Source organism: Amycolatopsis sp. NPDC048633, from assembly GCF_040650695.1.
Taxonomy (GTDB): domain Bacteria; phylum Actinomycetota; class Actinomycetes; order Mycobacteriales; family Pseudonocardiaceae; genus Amycolatopsis.
Genome location: NZ_JBEZHS010000048.1, coordinates 26,871 through 46,623 on the forward strand (window position 1 = coordinate 26,871; position 19,753 = coordinate 46,623).

The following is a 19,753-nucleotide window of genomic DNA, read 5'->3' on the forward strand; positions in this document are numbered from 1 at the left end:
ACCCCTTCCCGTATCCTGCGTCAACGCTTACGCTGACAACAGCGCTTCCCGCTCACGTCAGAGAAGACAGGGGTCACGCACATGACCGACAGCACCGCTCCCCCCGTGGAGCTGAGCGGCCCGGAAGGGGCCGCGCTCGCGCGCGAGCTGATGCGGCGGATGCAGCGCGTCCGCCAGTTCGAGGAAGCCACCATCGCGCTGTTCCACGCGGGTGAGCTGCCGGCGATGGTGCACCTGTCGATCGGGCAGGAGGCCGCCGTCGTCGGCGCGTGCCTGGCGACGGAGACGTCGGACTACATGACCGGCAACCACCGCTCGCACGGCCACCCCATCGCCAAGGGCGCCGGGCTCGGCGCGCTGATGGCCGAGCTGCTGGGCAAGGCGACGGGCGTGTGCGGCGGCAAGGGCGGCAGCATGCACCTGGCCGACTTCTCCGTCGGGAGCCTCGGCGAGTCCGGCATCGTCGGCTCGGCGATCCCGGTGGCGACCGGCGCCGCGCTGGCCGCGCAGGTGCGCGGCAGCGGGCAGGTCGCGCTGTGCTTCTTCGGCGACGGCGCGGCCAGCGAGGGCGTGCTGCACGAGTCGATGAACATGGCCGGCATCTGGGACCTGCCGGTGATCTACTTCTGCGAGAACAACGGGTACGCCGTGAGCGTCACCGCCGAGGAGTCCCTATCGGTGCCGGACGTCGCGATGCGCGCGGCCGGGTACGGGATGCCCGGTGTCGTCGTCGACGGGCAGGACGTGCTGGCCGTGTACCGCGCCACGCGGGACGCCGTGACGCGCGCGCGGGCGGGCGACGGGCCGAGCCTGGTCGAGGCGAAGACATACCGGTTCCACGAGCACGCCTACGGCCTCGTGGTCCCCCAGCCCTACCGCGACAAGTCCGTTGTGGACAGCTGGTTCGACACCGTCGACCCGATCACGTTGTTCCACCACCAGGTGCTCGAGTGGGGCGTGCTCACCGCCGACGACCTCCAGCAGCTGAACGACGAGGTGAAGTCCGAAGTGGACGCAGCCGTCGAGTTCGCCCGCGAATCGCCCTTCCCACCCCTCGAAGCGGCCTACGCCGACATCTACGCACCCTCGGAGGTGACCGCGTGAGCGCACCGACCAAACGGCCGGCCCGGGCCCAGCAGCTCGGCTTCCTGCAGGCCATCAACCGCGCGCAGCACGAAGAAATGACCCGCGACGACGGCGTGATCCTGATGGGCCAGGACCTGCGCGCCAATGTGTTCGGCGCGGCGGCGGGCGCACTGGAGGCGTTCGGCCCGTCACGCGTGCGCGACCTGCCGCTCGCCGAGGCCGGCTCCATCGGGGTCGCCGCCGGCGCCGCGATGGCCGGGCTGCGGCCGATCGTCGACCTGACGGTGGCGAGCTTCGTGTTCGGCGCGATGGACCAGTTCGTGTCGCAGCTGGCGAAGGCCCGCTACATGTTCGGCGGCCAGGCCAAGCTGCCCGTCGTCGTGCGGGCCGCGCTGTACTACCACGGCGGGACGGCCGGGCACCACGCCGACCGGCCGTACCCGATGTTCATGAACGTGCCGGGGCTCAAGATCATCCTGCCGTCCACCGCGCCGGACCTGCTGGGGCTGCTGAAGTCCGCGATCCGCGACGACAACCCGGTGCTGTGCTTCGAGGACGCGAACCTGTGGGGCCGCAAGGGCCGCGGACCGGCGGTGCCGCCCGACGCGGATCACCTGGTGCCGCTGGGTTCCGCGGCGGTGCGGCGGCCCGGCACGGACGTCACCATCGTCGGCATCGGGCTCGGTTCGTGGCTGGCCTTGGAAGCGGCAGCCGAACTGGAAGCGGAAGGGATCAGCGCCGAGGTGATCGACCCGCGGACGCTGGTGCCGATGGACTGGCCGACGATCCTGGAGTCGGTGAGCCGGACCGGCCGGTGCGTGGTCGTCGACCCGGCGAACCGCACGTGCAGCGCGGCGAGCGAGATCTCGGCACGGGTCGTCGAAGACTGCTTCTCCGCGCTGCGCGGCCCCGTCGTGCGCGTCACGACCGACGACACCCACGTCCCCTTCAGCCCCGCGCTGGAGAAGCAGATCTACCCGACGCAGGCCAAGATCGTCGCCGCCGTGCGACGCACTTTCGATTCCTGAGGAGAACCCGGATGGCGCGGCACGAGGTACGGCTCCCCCAGCTGTCGATGGGGATGAGCGACGCGGAGATCATCGACTGGTACGTCGAGGAGGGCGAGGAGGTCGCTCTCGACGCGGACCTGGTCGAGATCGAGGCGGAGAAGGCCCGGCAGGTGATCCCCGCCCCGGTGGCGGGCATCATCCGGGAGCTGAAGGGCGACAGCGGCGACGTGGTCGAGGTCCGCGAAGTGCTCTGCGTGATCGAAACCCCGGCCTGAGAACAATGGGCTGCTCCGGTTCCCGCCGGAGCAGCCCCGCTCAGCGCGGGGTCATCGTGAAGCCGGTCAGGTCGGGGTAGCTCGCGCGGATCAGGTCGATCTCGTCCATCGCGCAGCCCGGGACCGCCACCACCCGCTCGTCCGCGCACACCTCGGCCAGCCGCGCCGCCGCCACGTCGTCGTCCAGTTCCGGGGAGAAGAACCCTTCGGTGGCCGCGAAAATCAACCGGGACATCCGCCCGCCGCCCGCCGACACGACCTCGCCGGAAGCCGTGCTCGACGGGTGGGCCAGCGCCAGCACGACGGCGGACACGAACTCCGGGTCCAGCCGGTCGTCCAGCCGCCCGTAGACGCCGCCGGCCATCCGCGACCGCGCGACGGGAGCGATCGCGTTGACGCGGATCCCGTACCGCGCGCCCTCCAGTGCCAGCACCCGGGTCAGCCCGACCATGCCCATCTTCCCGGCCGCGTAGACGCTGGACCGCTGCTGCCCGAACACGCCCACGGCGGACGTCGTGTTCACCACGGCACCCTCGCCCTGTGCCTGGAAAAGCTTCCACGCGGGCAAGAGCGTGTGAAAGGCGCCGAGCAGGTGCACCCGCAGCGACGCGAGCACATCGTCGTACTCGATGGAGCCGAACTCGTTGGTCCGCGCGATCCCGGCGTTGTTGACCAGGATGTCGAGGCGCCCGAAGTCGGTGACTGCCCGGTCCACGATGGACGCGCCACCCGCCGGATCGGCCACACTCGCGCACTCGGCCACCGCGGTTCCGCCGAACGCACGGATATCCTCGACCACGGCGTCCGCGGGATTCACCCCGCTCTCGGTGCCGTCGACCGCCGCGGCGACGTCGTCGACCACCACCTTCGCCCCGCGGCGGGCCAGGTCGAGCGCGTACTGCCGCCCGAGTCCCTGCCCCGCTCCTGTCACGACGGCGACACGTCCGGTGAAGTCCAGCATCGGCTCTCCCTCAGGTGGCGGCGCGGCGCTGCGCGAGCACCGCGGCGAACTCCGGGCCCGCCATCGCCTGTTCCTCCAGCGCCAGGCCGTAACCGAGCGCGCGGGCGGCCGCGTCCTTCAGGTGGACGTTGATGACGGATTTGGTGCTCCGCAAGGCGAACGGCGGCATCCCGGCCCAGCGGGCGGCGAGCGCGGTGGCGGCAGCGAGTGGGTCGTCCGCAACCTCGGAGAGGAGTCCGATGTCGACGGCTTCGGAAGCGGTCAGGACTTCGGCACCCAGCAGGAGCCGCTTGGTCCGGTTGACGCCGATGAGCGCCGGCCACAGCGCGGCGCTGCCGTTGCCCGCCGTCACGCCCCCGGCCACGTGCCGGTCCCCGAGGCGAGCCGTCGGCGCCACAAAGGACGCGTCGGCGAGCGTCGCGAGGATCGCGCCGAGCCCGAGCGCGTCGCCGTTCACCGCCGCGACCACGGGTTTGTCCAGATCCAGCAAGGTTTCCACGATCAACCGCGCTTCTTGGATCGGCGTCAACCCCGTCAGCGTCGTGAACGTGCGCGACGCGCTGCTGTCCCCGCCCCGGCAGAACGTGTCCCCGGCGCCGGTCAGCACGACCGCGCGCACGCTGTCGTCCGCCCGGACGGCCGGGAAGACCTGCGTCAGCTCCGAGTGCATCGCGTCGTCGACGGCGTTGCCGTGCTCGGGCCGGTTCAGGGTCAGTGTGGCGATGCCGCCGTCGACCTCGACGCGGATGCGAGTGAACTCCAACACGTCGTCATTGTATTCAATCAACACCATCGTTGACAAGTTCGGGATCCTCCGGAAGCACGCTCGCGAGGATCTGGTCGCGGCCCATCATGATGTGCTCGTGCATCAGCTGGGCCGCGCGCAGCGGCTCGTTCTTGGCGATCATGTCCCGGATGAGCTGGTGGAACAGGTTCGACCGCTCGAGCTGACGCGGGGAGAAGTCACGCAACGCGCTGAACACCAGAGGCGCGTCGACAGCACTGCTCAGCAGGTGCGCCAGCCGCGCGTGCCGGCTCGCGCCGATGATCGCCGCGTGCACCTGGCGGTTCGCCTCGTCGATCAGCCGGGTCCGCTCGACGGGTTCGAGCTCCTTGCGCCGCAAGGCTTTCCCGAAGTCACGGATGCCTTCGTCAATCGCCGACAAGTCGTCGGCGGTGGCCCGCGAAGCCGCCAGCTCGCACGCGTAGGACTCCAGCCGCGCGCGCAGCTCGTAGCTGTCCAGGACGTCCTGCCGGTCGAGCGTGCGCACCATCGCGCCCCGGTTGTGCTCGGCCACCACGAGACCCTCCGCGGCGAGCATCCGGACCGCCTCGCGCACCGGCGTGCGCGACAGGTTCAACTCGGCCGCGATCCGCTGCTCGATCAGCCTTTCCCCAGGTCGGAGCCGCCCATCGACGATCCACCCGCGGATCGACGAGTACGCCAGCATCGGCCCGGACATCCTCGCCCCGGGCAGCACCCCACCGCCGTAGGACGCGGCGCCGACCCCCGTTTTCGCTGTGCTCATCCGAGGGAGAGTACGCGCCGTGAGCGGCCGTGTTCGCCCCGCGCCGCGTCCGGATCGAAATCTACAAAAGTGTTGACGGAGCCTTGTCCGTCCGCTGGATTGTGTGCAATATGGGTCTACCTTCGATTCGAGAGGTGGCGCGACGGTGGGTCCCCTGCACGGAATCAGAGTCCTCGAACTGGGCAGTTTCATCGCGGGTCCGTTCGCCGGGCAGCTCCTCGCCGACTACGGCGCCGAGGTCGTCAAGGTGGAACCGCCGCGCGCCGGCGACCCGATGCGCCACTGGGGCGTCACCAAGGACGGCGAATCCCTGTGGTGGCCCGCGATCGGGCGCAACAAGAAGTCGGTGACCGTCGACCTGCGCGACGAGCGCGGCCAGCAGCTCGTCCGCGACCTGGCCGCTTCGTGCGACGTCGTGCTGGAGAACTTCCGTCCCGGCACGCTCGCCCGCTGGGGCCTGGACTACGCCGGCCTCGCCGAAGTCAACCCGCGCATCGTCCTGGTGCACGTGTCCGGGTTCGGCCAGACCGGTCCGGGCGCGAGCCAGGCCGGGTTCGGCAGCGTCGCCGAGGCCGTCGGCGGGATCCGGTACACCACCGGCTCTCCCGGCGACGCGCCCGCGCGGGCCGGGATCAGCCTCGGCGATTCGCTCGCCTCGCTGTTCGCCGTCATCGGCGCGCTGGCCGCCCTGGCCGAACGCGGCACGAGCGGCCGCGGGCAGGAGGTCGACGTCGCCATCTACGAGGCGGTGTTCGCGCTCATGGAGTCGACGGTGGCCGACTACCACACCGGCGGCAAGCTGCGCACCCGCAGCGGCAGCGTGCTCCCCGGTGTCGCACCGTCCAATGTGTACCCGGCGGCGGACGACGCCCAGGTCGTCATCGCGGCCAACGCCGACACGGTGTTCGCCCGGCTCGCCGCCGCGATGGGCCGGCCCGACCTCACGACCGACCCCCGCTACGCGACGCACAGTGCTCGCGGCGAGCGGATGGCCGAGCTCGACGAGCTGATCTCGGTGTGGAGCTCGAAGCTCAAGAGCAAGGACCTCATCGAGCAGCTGCAGCAGCACGGCGTGCCGGTCGGGCGCATCAACACCGCCGCGTCCATCCTGGCCGACCCGCAGTTCGCCGACCGCGACATGATCCTGTGGCGGCAGAACGCGGCGGGCACGGAACTGCCGATGAACGGGATCGTGCCGAAGTTCTCCCGGACCCCGGGTGCGGTCACCCGCACCGGCCCGCCGCTGGGCGCCGACACCGACGACGTGCTCACCGCGCTCGCCGGGACCGACGCCGAATCGCTCGCCACGCTGCACGCGGACGGTGTGATATGACGCCGCTGCTCACGTTCGAGGACGTCACCGTCACGTTCGGCGGGGTCACCGCGCTGGACTCGGCGTCCCTGTCCGTCCACGAAGGACGGATCTGCGCCCTGATCGGCCCGAACGGCGCCGGGAAGACGACGGCGTTCAACACGATCTCCCGCCTGATCCGCCCCGCGTCCGGCTCGATCACGTTCGCCGGCGAGGACCTGCTCCGGCGGCACGCGGCCGACCTCGGCGGGCTGGGCCTGGCGCGCACGTTCCAGAACCTTGCGCTGTGGCCGGGTATGACGGTCCTGGAGAACGTCATGGTCGGCCGGCACGCGCGCGGCAAGGTCGGCATGTTCGCCTCGGCACTCGGTTTCACCGGGGCACGCGAGGACCGCGAACTGCGGGCCCGCGCCTACGCGATGCTCGACTACTTCGGGATCGCGGACGTGGCGCACCGCGCGTGCGCCGGGCTGCCGTTCGGCACGCTCAAGCGGGTCGAGCTGGCCCGCGCGCTGGTCGGCGAGCCACGGCTGCTGCTGCTCGACGAACCCGCCAGCGGCCTGACCCACGGCGACGTGCGCGAGCTGGGCGAGCTCCTGCTGCGGCTGCGCGACGAGCACGGCATCACACTCCTGCTCGTCGAGCACCACATGCAGTTCGTCATGGACATCTCGGACTACGTGGTGGCCCTGGACTTCGGCCGCAACCTCGTCTCCGGGACGCCCACCGAGCTGCGCGACAACCCGCTGCTGATCGAGGCCTACCTGGGGACGGCGGTATGAGCACGCTGCTGGAACTGCGCGGGCTGCGCGCCTTCTACGGCGAGGTCGAGTGCCTGCACGGGGTCGACCTCACCGCCGACGAGGGCGAAGTCGTCGTCGTGCTGGGCGCGAACGGCGCCGGGAAGACGACGCTGCTGCGGTCGGTGTGCCGGCTGGTCCGCACCGAGGGCACGATCACCTTCGGCGGCGAGCCCCTCGACGGGCGCTCGACCTACGACGTCGTCCGGCGCGGCGTGTCCCTGGTCCCGCAGGGCCGCGGCACCCTCGCCGAGCTCAGCGTGGAGGACAACATCCGCGCGGGCGGGTACATCCGCAAGGACAAGGACGTCCGGGCCGACACCGATTACTGGTACGACGTCTTCCCGCGGCTCGCGCAGCGGCGCTCGACGTCGGCCGGGAGCCTGTCCGGCGGCGAGCAGCAGATGCTCGCGATCGCCCGGGCGATGATGAGCAACCCGAAGCTGCTGCTGCTCGACGAACCGTCGCTCGGCTTGGCGCCGATCGTGGTGCGGCAGCTGTTCGACGTCCTGGCGCGCGTGTGCGCGGAACGCGGCGTCGCGATGGTCGTCGTCGAGCAGAACGCCGCGCTGGCGCTCGACCTGGCGCGCCGCGGCTACGTCCTGGAAGCCGGCACGGTCGCCGTCGCCGGCCCCGCCGAGCAGCTGCGCGACGACGAGTCCGTCCGCCGCGCCTACCTCGGCTACTGAGCCCTCTTCGAAGGAGACCCCCGTGGCGATCACCACCACCGGCAGGCCCGAAGCACCCCCGGGCGGGCCCCGCGACGTGCTCGCGGCCCGGCGCCGGCGCTCGGCCGCCCACGGCCTGGGCGTCGTCGCCGCGCTGCTGGCGGCGTTCTCGGTCTACGCGATCATCGACGGCGGCTTCCAGCTGTACCTGCAGCGCGTCGCCGACGGTGTCCTCAACGGATTCCTCTACGGCATGGTCGCGCTGGCGCTCGTGCTGGTGTTCAAGGCGACCGGCGTCATCAACTTCGCCCAAGGCGCGATGGGGATGGTCGGCACCTTCCTCGCCTTCACCTTCGCCGAGAAGTGGTCGCTGCCGCTCGTGCTCGCGATCGTCGTCGCCATGGTCGTCAGCGCCGGTGCGGCCGCCGGGATCGAACGCGTGCTCATCCGGCCCTTCGACCCCGGTAACCACCTCGCGATCACCATCGTGACGCTCGCACTCTACCTCGCGTTCAACGCCCTTGCCGCGCTGATCTGGGGCTTCGACCCACGCGGGTTCCCGACGCTGTTCCCGCACGACGCGGGTGACTTCTTCAGCATCGGCGGCGCGCGCCTCTACTACACGAGCGTCGGCACCGCGGTGCTGATCCTGGTCGTCGTGGTCGTGCTGCAGCTCGTGCTCTCCCGCACGAAGCTCGGCCTCGCGTTCCGCTGCGTCGCCACGAGCGTCGAGTCGTCCCGGCTGCTCGGCATCCACATCGGACGGACGGTGCAGAGCAGCTGGGCGATGGCCGCCGCGGTCGGCACGCTCGCGGGCTGCCTCGCCGCGCCGACGACCTACCTCGACCCGACGTTCATGGACAAGATCCTCATCTACGCGTTCGCCGCAGCGACTCTCGGCGGGCTCGACAGCATCGCCGGCTCGGTCGTCGGCGGGGTGCTGGTCGGCCTCGCCATCGCGTTGCTGACCGGGTACATCCCCGCGCTCGGCGGGCAGTTCGGGCTCGGCTGCGCGTTCTTCGTCATCATCGCGGTCCTGCAGTTCAAACCCGCCGGGTTGCTCGGCCGCCGCAGTCAGGAGCGGGTGTGATGGCCGCGTTCACCGTCGAAGAGGGCACCCGCGCACACCGCGGGATCCGCTGGGGCTCCGCGCTGCTCGCCGCGGCCGTGCTGATCGTGCTCCCGCTGCTGACCGGTTCGGTCGGCACGATCGAGTCGTTCACCCAGATCGCCTGCTACAGCGTGGCGATCCTCGGCCTCGGGCTCCTGACCGGCCACTGCGGCCAGATCTCCCTGGGGCACAGCGCGTTCGTGGGCCTGGGCGGCTACACGACCGTCATCCTGGTCGCCGACCACGGCTGGCCCTACCTGGCCACGATCCCGGTCAGCGTCGTGCTGTGCCTGATCGCCGGGGCCGTCGTCGGCATCCCGGCCCTGCGCATCCGCGGGCTCTACCTCGCGACGGTCACCCTCGCCGTCGCCGCCCTGTTCCCCGTCCTGGTCGACAAGTTCCCGAGCTTCACCGGCGGCACCGACGGCAAGTTCGTGCCGCAGGAGATGGCTTCGCCCGACTGGTTCTTCGTCGACCCCTACACCGAGACCGGCCCCGCGACCGACCACTACTACGCGGTGCTCGTGGTCGCGGCGATCATGTTCCTCATCGCCCGCAACATCGTGCGCAGCCGCACCGGGCGGGCGATGCACGCCGTCCGCGACGCCCCGCTGTCGGCGGCCGCCTCGGGCATCCGGGTGGCGCGGGTGAAGATCTTCGCGTTCGCGGTGAGCGCCGCGTTCGCCGGGGTCGCCGGCTCCCTGCTCGTCATCCAGGTCCCCGCGGTGAGCGACTCGCGGTTCGACCTCTACCTGTCGATCTTCCTGCTCGTCGCGCTGATCGCCGGGGGCAGCGCGTCGATCGCCGGCGCGGTGCCCGGCGCGATCGTGTTCGTGGTCCTGCGGACCTGGATCGCGGACTGGGCGCAGTCGCTCGACCTGCTGTCGGGGCGTCCCGACGGCGGCCAGATCGTGGGCATCGCCTCCGGCGCGCTGCTCATCGCGTTCGTGTTCCTGCTGCCGGGCGGCGTGATCGACGGGCTCGGGCGGCTGCGCCGGCGCGTGCTCGAGATCGTCCCCCGCACCCCAGAGGGCTGGCAGCGGCACCGGTTCACCGGCACCGCCACCACACCCACCCGACCAGCCTTGAGAGAGGGCTGAACCACCATGACCCACAGATGGCAACGAAGCCTCGCGACCGTGGTCATCGGACTCGCGGCTGCCGCGTCCGTCACCGCCTGTTCCCACGAGGACAGCAAGCAGGCGGCCGCCACGAAGAAGTGCGGGCCGTCTCCCGCGGCCACCGCGCAGTCCACCACCCCGGCCGACGGCACCATCCCCGTCCCGAACCCCGACAGCAAGAACTGGGGCCTGAGCGCCGACGGCAGCTGCGTCTACACCGGACCCGGCGGCTACAACCTCGACCTGACCGGCTGTCCGTCCACCTGGGACAACAACGCCGGCATCACCGCGTCCGACGTCAAGCTGTTCACGAGCATGCCGCACTCGGGCGCGCTGGCCGCGTACGGCCAGATCGGCGACGGCATCAAGAGCTACCTCGGGTACGTCAACGCCCACGGCGGCATCGCCGGCCGCAAGGTCTCCCTCGACGTCAAGGACGACCAGTACCAGCCCGACAAGACGCGCACGAACTTCGAGCAGGCCGTGCAGTCCAACGGCTACGCGGCGAGCTTCGCCGTGCTGGGCTCGCCGAACAACCTCAACCTCCGCGACTACGCCAACCAGAACTGCATGGGCCAGCTGGAGGTGGCCGCTTCGGACAACCCGTTCGGCGACCCGCAGAAGTACCCGTGGACGACCGGGTTCGGCCTCGACTACTACAACGAGAGCGGCGTCTGGGCGTCCTGGCTGAAGGAGAAGTTCCCGCAGGGCGCGAAGATCGCGACCATTTCGATCGGCAACGCGCTCGGTACGTCGTACATCAACGGGTTCAAGCGCGCGGTCAAGCAGACGCCGGGTCTCACGATCGTCAACGAGCAGACCAACGACGTCTCGGCGCCCAACGTCGACAACGAGGTGACCAGCGCGGCGGCCTCCGGGGCGGACGCCGTCGTGATCGCCGAGGCCGGCACGTTCTGCACCCAGGCGATCGGCGCGATCGAGAAGTCGTCGTGGAAGCCGGTCGTGGTCGCGGCCCAGCCGTGCGCGCAGATCCAGACGACCTACACCCCGCTGGGCAAGCAGGGCCTGACCGGCAACGGCACCAACGTCGTGCGCTACTACTACGCGCCGAGCGACCCGGACAACCCGAACACCCAGTTCGCCAAGCTGTACACCGACACGGTGAAGGGCGCGGGCCTCGACCCGGCGAACGGGCAGACCGCCAACGGCTGGTTCTGGGCCTGGTACGTCGTGCAGGTGCTGCAGGACGCCTCGACCATGAAGGGCGGCCTGACGCGGGCGAACATCGCCGTGGCGGCGCACTCCTACGACTCGACCTACCCGCTGATGGTCAAGGGCGTGAAGGGCAAGGTCAAGGGCGTGGAGGACGCCTACCCGTTCGAGGCCGGGCAGATGTACACCTACACCGGCGCCACGCCGGCCGCGCCCGGCCACTTCGAGACCGCCGGGCCGCTCATCGACAACGAGGGCAAGCTCGGCAACTGGGAGAAGGCGCAGGCGGGCGGCTGATGGACCTGGCGCACGCCGGGGCCCGCGAGCTGGCACGGGCGCTGACCGCGAAGTCCGTGTCCAGCCGCGAGCTCGTCCGGGGTTACTTCGACCGGACCGCCGCGTCCGACCTCAACGCCGTGGTCACGCTCGACGTCGAGCGGGCCCTGGCGGACGCGGCGGCGGCCGACGAGGAGACGGCCCGCGGCACCAGCCGCGGGCCCCTCCACGGGGTCCCGATCACGGTCAAGGACGCGCTCGCCACCGCCGGCCTCCGCACGACGTGCGGTGCGCCGGAGCTGGCGGACTTCGTGCCGGAGGAGGACGCGGTCGCCGTCGCGCGGCTGCGGGCGGCCGGCGCGATCGTCCTCGGCAAGACGAACGTCCCGCAGTGGTGCGGCGACATCCAGACGTCCAACGAGGTGTTCGGCGTGACCGCCAACCCGTGGGACACCGCACGCACACCGGGCGGGTCCTCGGGCGGGAGCGCCGCGGCGGTGGCGGACGGGCTGTGCGGGTTCGACCTGGCGTCGGACATCGCGGGCTCGATCCGCATCCCGGCACACTTCTGCGGGGTGTACGGGCTGAAGCCGTCGGCAGGCCTGGTGCCGGGCGAGGGGTACGTCGACCACGCGGCGCCGAGCCTGGTGCCCCCGGACGGCAACGTGCTCGGCCCGATCTGCCGCAGCGCGGACGACCTCGACCTGGTGTTGTCGGTCCTCTGTGGACTTGCTACGCCTCCGGTTTCGGGCCCGTTCCGGGCGGCGGTGTGGCTGGACGACCCGGCGTGCCCGGTCGGCAGTGAGACGGCGGCGCTGCTGGGCACGGCGGTGAAGGCGCTGGAGTCGTCCGGTGTGGACGTCCGGCAGGCCGAGCCGCCCGGGACGTTCGAGGAGCTGTGGGATCTGCACCTGGACATGGTCCTGGCGGCGGTGTCGTACAACCTCCCGGACGAGGGCCTTCCCCCCGCGACGAGAACCCATCGCGGCTGGCTGGCGCGAGCGGAGGACCGAGCCCGCGCCCGGCAAGCGTGGGCGCGCTGGTTCGCGGACTTCGACGTGCTGCTCTGCCCGGTGACGGCGATGCCGGCGTTCCCCCACGACCACGCCGGCGACGTCGGCAGCCGCGTCCTCGAGATCGACGGGGTGGTGCGCCCGCACATGACGACGATCGGCTGGTGCGGGCTGTTCAGCGTGCTGGGCCTCCCGACGGTGACGATGCCGATCGGCCGCACCCCGGAAGGCCTGCCGGTCGGCATGCAGGTGGTGGCCGCCCACGGCGCCGACACAACGGCGACGGCCTTCGCCCGGCACGCGTCGTCGGTGGTGGGAGGCTACGTCCCCCCGAGGTGAGAGGTCAGTTCGGGAACACCTGCGGGAAGCCGAAAGTAGCGACCAGCCCCGGGTCGTGGAACTTGACCACGCGGGAGATCCCCGCACTGGTCGGCGCCAACACCACAGCGCCGTCGGCTCGCAGGACGCCCGCCGCGTCCCGGTGGTACACCGCCGCGGCGGGTTGGGCGTTGGCGGTCGTCGCGATCATCCGCCAGTCGCCTGCGGTGCCCAGCACGAACGCGTCCAGCACGTGGATGCACATCTCACGACCCGACTGCCAGTCGCCGAAGGGGGTCGCTTCGAGGGTGGCGTCGGTGCGCAGCACCTGTTCCAGCAGGCCGGCGTCGGAGCGCTCGAAGGCTGCGATGTACCCCTCGAGCAGCGCACGGGCTCGCTGATCCGTCGGTTCGAGCAGGTCCTCGCGGTCCGGGGCCACCTCGTCCAGCCGGGCGCGGGCGCGCTGCAGGCCGCTCTTCACCGCCGCTGTCGTCGTGCCGAGGATCTCCGCGGTCTCGGCCGCGGAGAACGCCAGCACCTCCCGCAGGATGAGGATCGCCCGCTGGCGCGCGGGCAGGTGCTGCAGGCCGGCGATGAGCGCCAGCCGCAGCGACTCGCGTGCGATCACCACCGCGGATGGTTCGTCGGACGGCGGTGCGATCCACGCGTCCGGCAACGGTTCCAGCCACGACACCTCGCCCGGCGCGACGGGAGTCGGCCGGCGATCGGGGCCGCCGTACGGGCCGGTCAGCCCCGAGGGCAGGACCCGGTTCCGCCGCGGTTCCAGCGCCGTCAGGCAGACGTTGGTGGCGATCTTGTAGAGCCAGGACCGAATCGATGCCCGGTCCTCGAATCCGGCGTACGACCGCCAGGCCCGTAAATAAGTGTCCTGTACCAGGTCCTCGGCGTCGTGCGCCGAGCCGGCCATGCGGTAGCAGTGTGCCAGCAGTTCACGCCGGAACCGCTCGGTCTCGGCGGTGAACCGGCTCACCGCCTCACTCGGACGCGACGTCACGCCGCGAGCCTAGTACGGGTGGTGGCCGCCATCGGATTCGTCAAGGCAGCAGGGCGAGCTTGCCGACGGTGGCCCTGGTTTCCAGCTCCGCGAGCGCTTTCGGGCCGTCGGCCAGGGCGTACGTGGTGGGCCGGCCGGGGGTCAGCACGCCGGCGCCGATGAGGGCCGACAGCTCCCCCATGACCTCTCCGAAGATCTGCGGCGCGGACTGGATGAGCACACCGATGTTGAAGCCGACGAGGTGGACTTGGTGCTTGTACACCAGGTCCCAGTTGGTGATCGACGCCTCACCGCCCGCCAGGCCGTAGACGATCACCCGCCCGGTCACCGGCCTGGCAGCAGCCAGGCTGGTGTCGAACGTGGCACCCCCCGCCGACTCCAGCACCACATCGGCGCCGACGCCGCCGGTCAGCCGCCGCACCTCGGCGGCGACCTCGCCGCCGAGAGCGTCCAGCACGTGGTCGGCGCCCAACGAGTGCACGACCTCGTGCTTGCCCGCGGACGCGGTGGCGATGACTGTCGCACCGTAGTGCTTGGCCAGGGTGACCGCGGCCTGGCCGGTCGCGCCCGCCGCGGCGTGGACCAGCACGGTCTGTCCGGCGGTGACGCCACCCAGTGGCTTGAGCGCGGCCAGCGCGGTGGGCCAGTTCACGACCAGGCCCAGCGACTGCTGGTCCGTCCAGCCGGGCGGCACCGGCATCGCCGCGGCGGCGGGCAGGACCAGGTACTCGGCGAAAGCGCCGGTGCCGACACCGACGACGTGAGTCCCCGGCTGCGGATCGGTGACCGCCGCGCCCACGGCGACCACCTCACCGGCGGCCTCGAACCCGGCCACGTACGGCGGCCGCGGACCGTCCCGGAACAGGCCACGGGCCTGGGAGACGTCGGCGAAGTTGACGCCCGCCGCGGCGACCCGCACCAGGACCTCGCCCTCGCCGGGTGCCGGCACCGGCGCGTCGGTGATCAGGCGCATGTCCTGCGGACCGTCCAGGGAAGTCTGCTGCAGCGCGCACATGGTCGCGGGAACACTCATCGGCGATCGCCCTCTCGTTCATCCATGAGGGAGACCGGCACCGTGTCTCCCGACATGTAGACCTCGGCCACCGCGAAAAGGAATCGCTCGCCACGGCAACTCGCGAACGGCAAGTCCCGGAGGGTGGCGAGGTCGGCGCGCTCGCGCGCACCGATCAGGTTTTCCCGCCGCGACCGTCTGTACCTATGAGATCGACTCACAGGAGGCTGGCATGACGCGGAAACTGATCTTCGGCATGAACGTGACCCTGGACGCCTACATCGCCGCGCCCGGCGTCGACATCGGCTGGAGCGGGCCGCCGAGCGACGAGCTGTTCCAGTGGTGGCTCGACCAGGAGCGGGCGAGCGAGCTGACGCTGTACGGGCGCAAGCTGTGGGAGACGATGAGCTCCTACTGGCCCACCGGCGACCAGCAGCCCGACGCCACCCCGGCGGAGATCGAGTTCGCGCGGAACTGGCGGGACACGCCGAAGGTGGTGTTCTCCTCGACGATCGACAAGGTCGACGGGAACACCCGCCTGGTCACCGGCGACGCGGTCGCCGAGATCACCCGGCTCAAGGCCGAGGACGGCGGCCCGATGAGCATCGGCGGCGCGACGCTCGCCGGGGCTGCCCTGCGGGCCGGGCTGATCGACGAGTACGCCCTGGCCACCTACCCGGTCCTGGTGGGCGGCGGCACGCCGTTCTTCACCGCGCTGGACAGCTGGGTCAACCTGAACCTCGTGGAGACGCGGACGTTTCCCGGTGGCGTGGTGCTGACCCGATACGAGACGAGGTGATGAGAAGCCCCGCCGGCAACGCCGGCGGGGCTCCGGTGTTCGCGTCGGGTGATCACAGTGTCGGGGGCAGGTCCAGCCATGGTTTGCCGGCGACGTCGAATCCGGTGAGCTCGGCGATCTTCCCCTCGACGATGTGCAGCACCGCGATCGCGAACGGCCGGTACTCCGGGTCGTCGGGGGTGCGGAGGTACAGCGCGGCGGCCGGCATGCGGTTGACCGTCGTGGTGAAACCGCGCCAGTCGTCGTGGCCGGACTCGAAGAGCCCGCCGGAAACCCAGCCGTCCACCGCGTCCTTGGCCGTCGTGACCAGGGTGCCCGGATCGGGCAGCATCGCGAAGCGCAGGTCGTCGCGCAGCAGGGACATCAGCCGGTCGAGGTCGTTGCGCTCATGGGCGTCGATGTAGGACCTCACCGCGCCACGCTCGTCGTCCGACAGCTCGTGGGTGGCGGGGCTCCGCCAGTCGAGGCGGCGGTCCGGCAGCTGTTCGCGCATCGTCACGCGCGCCCGCTGCAGTGCGCTGGTCACCGAGGCGACAGTCAGTTCGAGGGCGTCGGCGGCGTTCGACGCCGGCCAGCCGAGGACGTCGCGCAGGATGAGCACCGCCCGCTGCCGCGGCGGCAGGTGCTGGACGGCGACGATGAACGCCAGCTCGATCGTCTCGCGCGCCACCACCGACTCCTGCGGGTCCTCGGGGAGCATCCGGTCGGGGTACGGCTGCAGGTACGGCACCTCGGAGCCGGAGTCCGGCAGCTCGGCCGGCACGGGTGTGCGGTAGCTGCGCTTGTCCAGGAAGTCGAGGCAGACGTTCGTCGCGATCCGGTACAGCCAGGTCCGCAGCGCGGCCTGGCCCTTGAACGTCTCCCGCTTGTGCCACGCTCGCAGGAACGTCTCCTGCGTCATGTCCTGGGCGTCGTCGTAGTTCGCGAGCATCCGGTAGCAGTGCACCTGCAGCTCACGCCGGTGGCGCTCCGTGAGGAGCGCGAACCGCGCCGTATCGCCTGAGCGGGCGGCCGCGATGAACGTGGCCTCGTCGGCGTCCAGCGGTCTGGCGTCGGTCATGGTCGTCGATCCTTCCATCGGTGCGAGGGGGCTGCCAGAACTGACGACGCGGCGGAGCATTTCTGATCGGTGCCGTCGAAACCGGCCGCTTCACCGGACGCCGCATCCGTCCGAAGCCCAACCATCCGTGAAGGTCAGTACTGACCGAGCCGGGCGCGGACCTCCGCCGCCTTCGGGTGGGCGATCTCGTCGAAGACGACCAGCGCCGCCTCCCAGTAGCGCGTCCCGTGGGCGGGGTTGCCGGTGTCGTGCAGCAGCGTGCCGATCTTCTCGAGCGTCGACGCCCGGCCCTCGGCGTCGCCGATGTCTTCCCGGATCAGCAGGGCCTGCTGGTAGCTGCGCTCGGCCTCGATGAAGCGTCCGTCACACGCCCGGGCGTACCCGAGGTTGTGCTGGACCGTCGCTTCGAGGTGGCGATCGCCGAGCCGCGCGGCGAAGGCGGCCGCTTCGGCCAGGCGCTGCCTCGCCTCCTCGGTGCGGCCCATCGTGGCCAGGACGAGGCCGACGTTGCCGAGCACCTTGGCCTGACCCACGACGAACCCGGCTTCGCGGCACAGCTCGAGCGACGTCTCCAGTGCGGCCAGGCCAGGGCCGGACTCGCCGGCTTCGTGGAGCACCATGCCGAGGCTGTCCAGGGCCGCGGCGCAGCCGGTGGTGTCGCCGAGGTCCCGGAGCATCCGCTGGGCCTGGTCGAGGTGCTGCCGGGAGGCCGCCAGGTCGCGCAGCCCGTAGCGGTGCGCCGCGCCCAGGCTGTAGTGCATCGCCGCCTCGGCGGCCCGGTTCCCCTCCCGGCGCGCCGCGTCGAGCCCGGCCAGCGCCAGCGTGCACCACGACGACGGGTCGTAGGTGCGCCAGAGGTGGCCGCGGAGCACGTCGATGAGCTGCCAGGCCACGGCTTGCGGGCCGTGCTCGGCGGCGTGCGCCACGACGGCCGCGAAACCGGCGCGTTCGGCGGCCAGCCAGACCCCGGGTTCGTCCCGTTCCCGCCAGGGCGCCGGCGGGTACTGGCGCAGCTCCGAGAGCCGCAGCATGCCCGGGTACAGCGTCGCGGTCGCCTGGGTGGCGGTCTCCAGGTAGTAGTCGAACAACCGCTCGAGCGCCGCCGTCCGGTCCGCTTCGTCATCGGTGCGGGCGCTGCGCTGCCCGGCGAACAGGCGGAGCAGGTCGTGGGTCTGGAACCGGCCGCCCGGCCGTCGTTGCACCAGGTGCGCGGCGACCAGCCGGTCGACCATCCGCGCCGCGTCGTCCACGCCGACACCGGCCAGCGCGGCGATGGCCGGCATGCCGGCGTCGGGGCCGGGCAGCGACCCCAGCAACCGGAACAGCCGGGCCGTCTCCGGCGCGAGCGCGGCGTACGACATCTCGAAGGCCGTCTGCACGGCGGAACGACTGTCGCCGCCCATGGCGAGCCCGGCGAGCCGATCGCCTTCGGTGAGAACGGTTAGGTACTCCGCGACCGTCTTCCGGCCGGCGATGTTGGCGGCGGCGATCCGCAGTGCGAGCGGCAAGTGGGCGCACAGCCGGGCGAGCTCCTCCAGGTCCGCGAGTGAGGCTTCGGCCGCCTCTCGCTCGCACGACGCCCTCAGCAGGGCGACGGCTTCGCCGCGGGAGATCACGTCGAGCTCGACCAGCAACGCGTCGACGTGCAGGGTGAGCGCGGCCAGGCTGTTGCGGCTCGTCACGAGCACGGCGCAGTGCGGGCTGGCCGCGATGAGCGGGCGCACGTGGTCGGGGCTGACGGCGTCGTCCAGCACCAGCAGCATCCGGCGGTCGGCCAGCACCGAGCGGAACAGGGCGACCCGGGCATCGAGATCGGCCGGGATGGTGGCGGGCGCGACGCCGAGCGAGGTGAGGAACCCGGCCACCACGTCGTCCGCCGACCGGGTGCCGACCGCGGAAAAGCCGTTGAGACCGGCGTGCAGCTGCCCGTCCGGGAAGCGGTGGCGCATCCGGTGCGCCCACCGCACGGCCAGCGCCGACTTCCCGACGCCCGCGGTGCCGCTGAGGACGACGACCCGGGCCGAGGCGTGCGGCGCGGCGTCGAACACGAACTCGTCCAGCTGCCGCAGCTGCGCGTCCCGGCCGATGAACCGCGACGGGTCGGGCGGCAGCTCGGCGGGGGTGGGGGCGGCCGGGCCACCGGTTCGGCGGCTGAGCAGGGCGGGGGTCGGCGTGCCCGGTTCCTCGCGGATGCTGTGCAGGTAGGTGCGCTGCAGTTCGGGACCCGGCTCGAGACCGAGGTTTTCCCGGAGCCGGCCGCGGAAGGCGATGAACACCTTGACCGCGGCCGCCCGCTGCCCCGATGCGGCCAGGGCGCGCATGATCCGCTCAGTCAGCCCTTCGTGCAGCGGGTCGGCGAAGGCCGCTTCCCGCAGCCGGTCGAGGACCGCGTCGTGGTGGCCGAGGGGCAACGCGAGGTCCGCGTAGTCGAGCACGGTCTTGAGTCGCTGCTGGGTGACCGCCACGACGACCGGGTGCGGGGCCGCGGGCAGGGGGACGCCGTCCAGGATCTGACCGCGCCACAGCTCCAGAGCCGACCGGTACGACCGCACGGCCGCGGCCGGGTCACCCGCCCGGCGGTCTTCCTGTGCCTGGGACAGGGCTTCGGCGAACTCCAGCAGATCACATTGCCCGGAGGTCAGGCCGAGGCGGTAGCCCGGCCCGACGCGGGTGACCACCCCAGGGTCGGCGTCCAGGCCGGCGAAGAACTTCCGCAGCCGCGAAACGTAGGTCTGGACGAGGTTCACCGACGAATCCGGGGAATCCTCGCCCCACAGGAACTCCACGACGTCCGCCCGGGACACGACCCGGTTGGCGCGCAGGGTGAGCAGCCCCAGCAGCCGCGCCTGCATCACCGAGCCGAGCGGCACCTCACGGCCGTCCCGCCGCACGGTCAGCGGGCCCAGTACCTCGACGCGAAACCCGCCGGCCTGCTCGGCGGGAGCGGCAATGCCGGTGCTCTCCAGCCCAGTGGCCGCAAGGAGCTTCGCCAGCGACCGCGCGTGCGGCCGGCGCACCTCACCCCGCTCGATGTCCCGCAGGGTCCGCACGCTGACCCCGGCCGACTCGGCCAGGTCCTGCTGACTGATCCCGGTTCGCTGCCGATACGCCAGCAGCCGCTCCCCCAGCGTCATCGGCCGCCCTCGCAAGTCTTCCCTCGTTCCTGCCGATCGACGCCGAATTCTGCCGGTCGGACCCGTCGCAACTCGGCAGA

General features: G+C 71.6%; 18 protein-coding genes. 11 read left to right on the forward strand and 7 right to left on the reverse strand.

What is annotated here, in order from left to right; genetic code table 11:
* Nucleotides 1–81 precede the first annotated feature (81 nt).
* Genes AB0C38_RS45215 through AB0C38_RS45225 form a run of 3 tightly spaced genes read left to right on the forward strand, consistent with a single transcriptional unit; the run spans nucleotide 82 to nucleotide 2,371 of the window.
* Nucleotides 82–1,104 carry a thiamine pyrophosphate-dependent dehydrogenase E1 component subunit alpha gene (locus tag AB0C38_RS45215; protein WP_360686297.1) on the forward strand — a complete coding sequence of 341 codons (1,023 nt, stop codon included), beginning with the start codon at nucleotides 82–84 and terminating at the stop codon, nucleotides 1,102–1,104.
* Nucleotides 1,101–2,114, forward strand: coding sequence for a transketolase C-terminal domain-containing protein (locus AB0C38_RS45220; RefSeq protein ID WP_360686300.1), 1,014 nt, complete (start codon nucleotides 1,101–1,103; stop codon nucleotides 2,112–2,114). Before AB0C38_RS45215 ends, AB0C38_RS45220 begins: the two co-directional genes overlap by 4 nt.
* A gap of 11 nt (nucleotides 2,115–2,125) precedes the next feature.
* Nucleotides 2,126–2,371 (forward strand): biotin/lipoyl-containing protein, encoded by a 246-nt coding sequence (locus AB0C38_RS45225; protein ID WP_360686303.1) that lies wholly within the window; start codon nucleotides 2,126–2,128, stop codon nucleotides 2,369–2,371.
* 40 nt (nucleotides 2,372–2,411) lie between these two features.
* Here the strand turns inward: AB0C38_RS45225 and AB0C38_RS45230 are convergent, their stop codons facing one another.
* Genes AB0C38_RS45230 through AB0C38_RS45240 form a run of 3 tightly spaced genes read right to left on the reverse strand, consistent with a single transcriptional unit; the run spans nucleotide 2,412 to nucleotide 4,861 of the window.
* Nucleotides 2,412–3,332: an SDR family NAD(P)-dependent oxidoreductase gene (locus AB0C38_RS45230; RefSeq protein ID WP_360686306.1), complete on the reverse strand. Its 921-nt coding sequence runs from the start codon at nucleotides 3,330–3,332 to the stop codon at nucleotides 2,412–2,414.
* A 10-nt stretch (nucleotides 3,333–3,342) separates the two neighbouring features.
* Entirely contained in the window at nucleotides 3,343–4,098 is a 756-nt protein-coding gene (locus tag AB0C38_RS45235; protein ID WP_360686309.1) for an enoyl-CoA hydratase/isomerase family protein, read from the reverse strand.
* Nucleotides 4,099–4,111: 13 nt separating this feature from the next.
* A complete protein-coding gene (locus AB0C38_RS45240; protein ID WP_360686312.1) occupies nucleotides 4,112–4,861 on the reverse strand; it encodes a GntR family transcriptional regulator in 750 nt (249 codons plus the stop codon).
* Between the two features lie 145 nt (nucleotides 4,862–5,006).
* On the opposite strand from AB0C38_RS45240, the gene AB0C38_RS45245 reads away from it, so the two are divergent.
* The 7 genes from AB0C38_RS45245 to AB0C38_RS45275 are packed head-to-tail and all read left to right on the forward strand — an operon-like array spanning nucleotide 5,007 to nucleotide 12,674.
* Nucleotides 5,007–6,194, forward strand: a complete 1,188-nt coding sequence (locus AB0C38_RS45245) for a CoA transferase (RefSeq protein WP_360686315.1) — start codon at nucleotides 5,007–5,009, stop codon at nucleotides 6,192–6,194.
* On the forward strand, nucleotides 6,191–6,955 hold the full coding sequence (locus tag AB0C38_RS45250; protein WP_360686318.1) for an ABC transporter ATP-binding protein: 765 nt from the start codon (nucleotides 6,191–6,193) through the stop codon (nucleotides 6,953–6,955). The genes AB0C38_RS45245 and AB0C38_RS45250 overlap by 4 nt, the downstream gene beginning before the upstream one ends.
* Complete coding sequence (locus AB0C38_RS45255; RefSeq protein WP_360686321.1) at nucleotides 6,952–7,662, forward strand: ABC transporter ATP-binding protein; 711 nt, start codon at nucleotides 6,952–6,954, stop codon at nucleotides 7,660–7,662. The genes AB0C38_RS45250 and AB0C38_RS45255 overlap by 4 nt, the downstream gene beginning before the upstream one ends.
* A 22-nt stretch (nucleotides 7,663–7,684) precedes the next feature.
* Nucleotides 7,685–8,731 (forward strand): branched-chain amino acid ABC transporter permease, encoded by a 1,047-nt coding sequence (locus AB0C38_RS45260; RefSeq protein WP_360686324.1) that lies wholly within the window; start codon nucleotides 7,685–7,687, stop codon nucleotides 8,729–8,731.
* Nucleotides 8,731–9,852, forward strand: a complete 1,122-nt coding sequence (locus AB0C38_RS45265; RefSeq protein WP_360686327.1) for a branched-chain amino acid ABC transporter permease — start codon at nucleotides 8,731–8,733, stop codon at nucleotides 9,850–9,852. The genes AB0C38_RS45260 and AB0C38_RS45265 overlap by 1 nt, the downstream gene beginning before the upstream one ends.
* A 6-nt stretch (nucleotides 9,853–9,858) precedes the next feature.
* Entirely contained in the window at nucleotides 9,859–11,343 is a 1,485-nt protein-coding gene (locus AB0C38_RS45270; protein ID WP_360686330.1) for an ABC transporter substrate-binding protein, read from the forward strand.
* Nucleotides 11,343–12,674, forward strand: coding sequence for an amidase family protein (locus AB0C38_RS45275; protein ID WP_360686333.1), 1,332 nt, complete (start codon nucleotides 11,343–11,345; stop codon nucleotides 12,672–12,674). The genes AB0C38_RS45270 and AB0C38_RS45275 overlap by 1 nt, the downstream gene beginning before the upstream one ends.
* Before the next feature lie 4 nt (nucleotides 12,675–12,678).
* Here the strand turns inward: AB0C38_RS45275 and AB0C38_RS45280 are convergent, their stop codons facing one another.
* Nucleotides 12,679–13,668, reverse strand: a complete 990-nt coding sequence (locus AB0C38_RS45280) for an RNA polymerase subunit sigma-70 (protein WP_360686336.1) — start codon at nucleotides 13,666–13,668, stop codon at nucleotides 12,679–12,681.
* Nucleotides 13,669–13,708: 40 nt separating this feature from the next.
* Nucleotides 13,709–14,701 (reverse strand): zinc-binding dehydrogenase, encoded by a 993-nt coding sequence (locus tag AB0C38_RS45285; RefSeq protein ID WP_360686339.1) that lies wholly within the window; start codon nucleotides 14,699–14,701, stop codon nucleotides 13,709–13,711.
* Between the two features lie 211 nt (nucleotides 14,702–14,912).
* Between AB0C38_RS45285 and AB0C38_RS45290 the strand changes: the two genes are divergently transcribed.
* Nucleotides 14,913–15,479 (forward strand): dihydrofolate reductase family protein, encoded by a 567-nt coding sequence (locus tag AB0C38_RS45290; RefSeq protein WP_360686342.1) that lies wholly within the window; start codon nucleotides 14,913–14,915, stop codon nucleotides 15,477–15,479.
* A gap of 52 nt (nucleotides 15,480–15,531) precedes the next feature.
* Here AB0C38_RS45290 and AB0C38_RS45295 read toward each other — a convergent pair whose 3' ends face one another.
* Nucleotides 15,532–16,539, reverse strand: a complete 1,008-nt coding sequence (locus tag AB0C38_RS45295; protein WP_360686345.1) for an RNA polymerase subunit sigma-70 — start codon at nucleotides 16,537–16,539, stop codon at nucleotides 15,532–15,534.
* A 134-nt stretch (nucleotides 16,540–16,673) separates the two neighbouring features.
* A complete protein-coding gene (locus tag AB0C38_RS45300; protein ID WP_360686348.1) occupies nucleotides 16,674–19,673 on the reverse strand; it encodes a BTAD domain-containing putative transcriptional regulator in 3,000 nt (999 codons plus the stop codon).
* Between the last annotated feature and the right edge of the window lie 80 nt (nucleotides 19,674–19,753).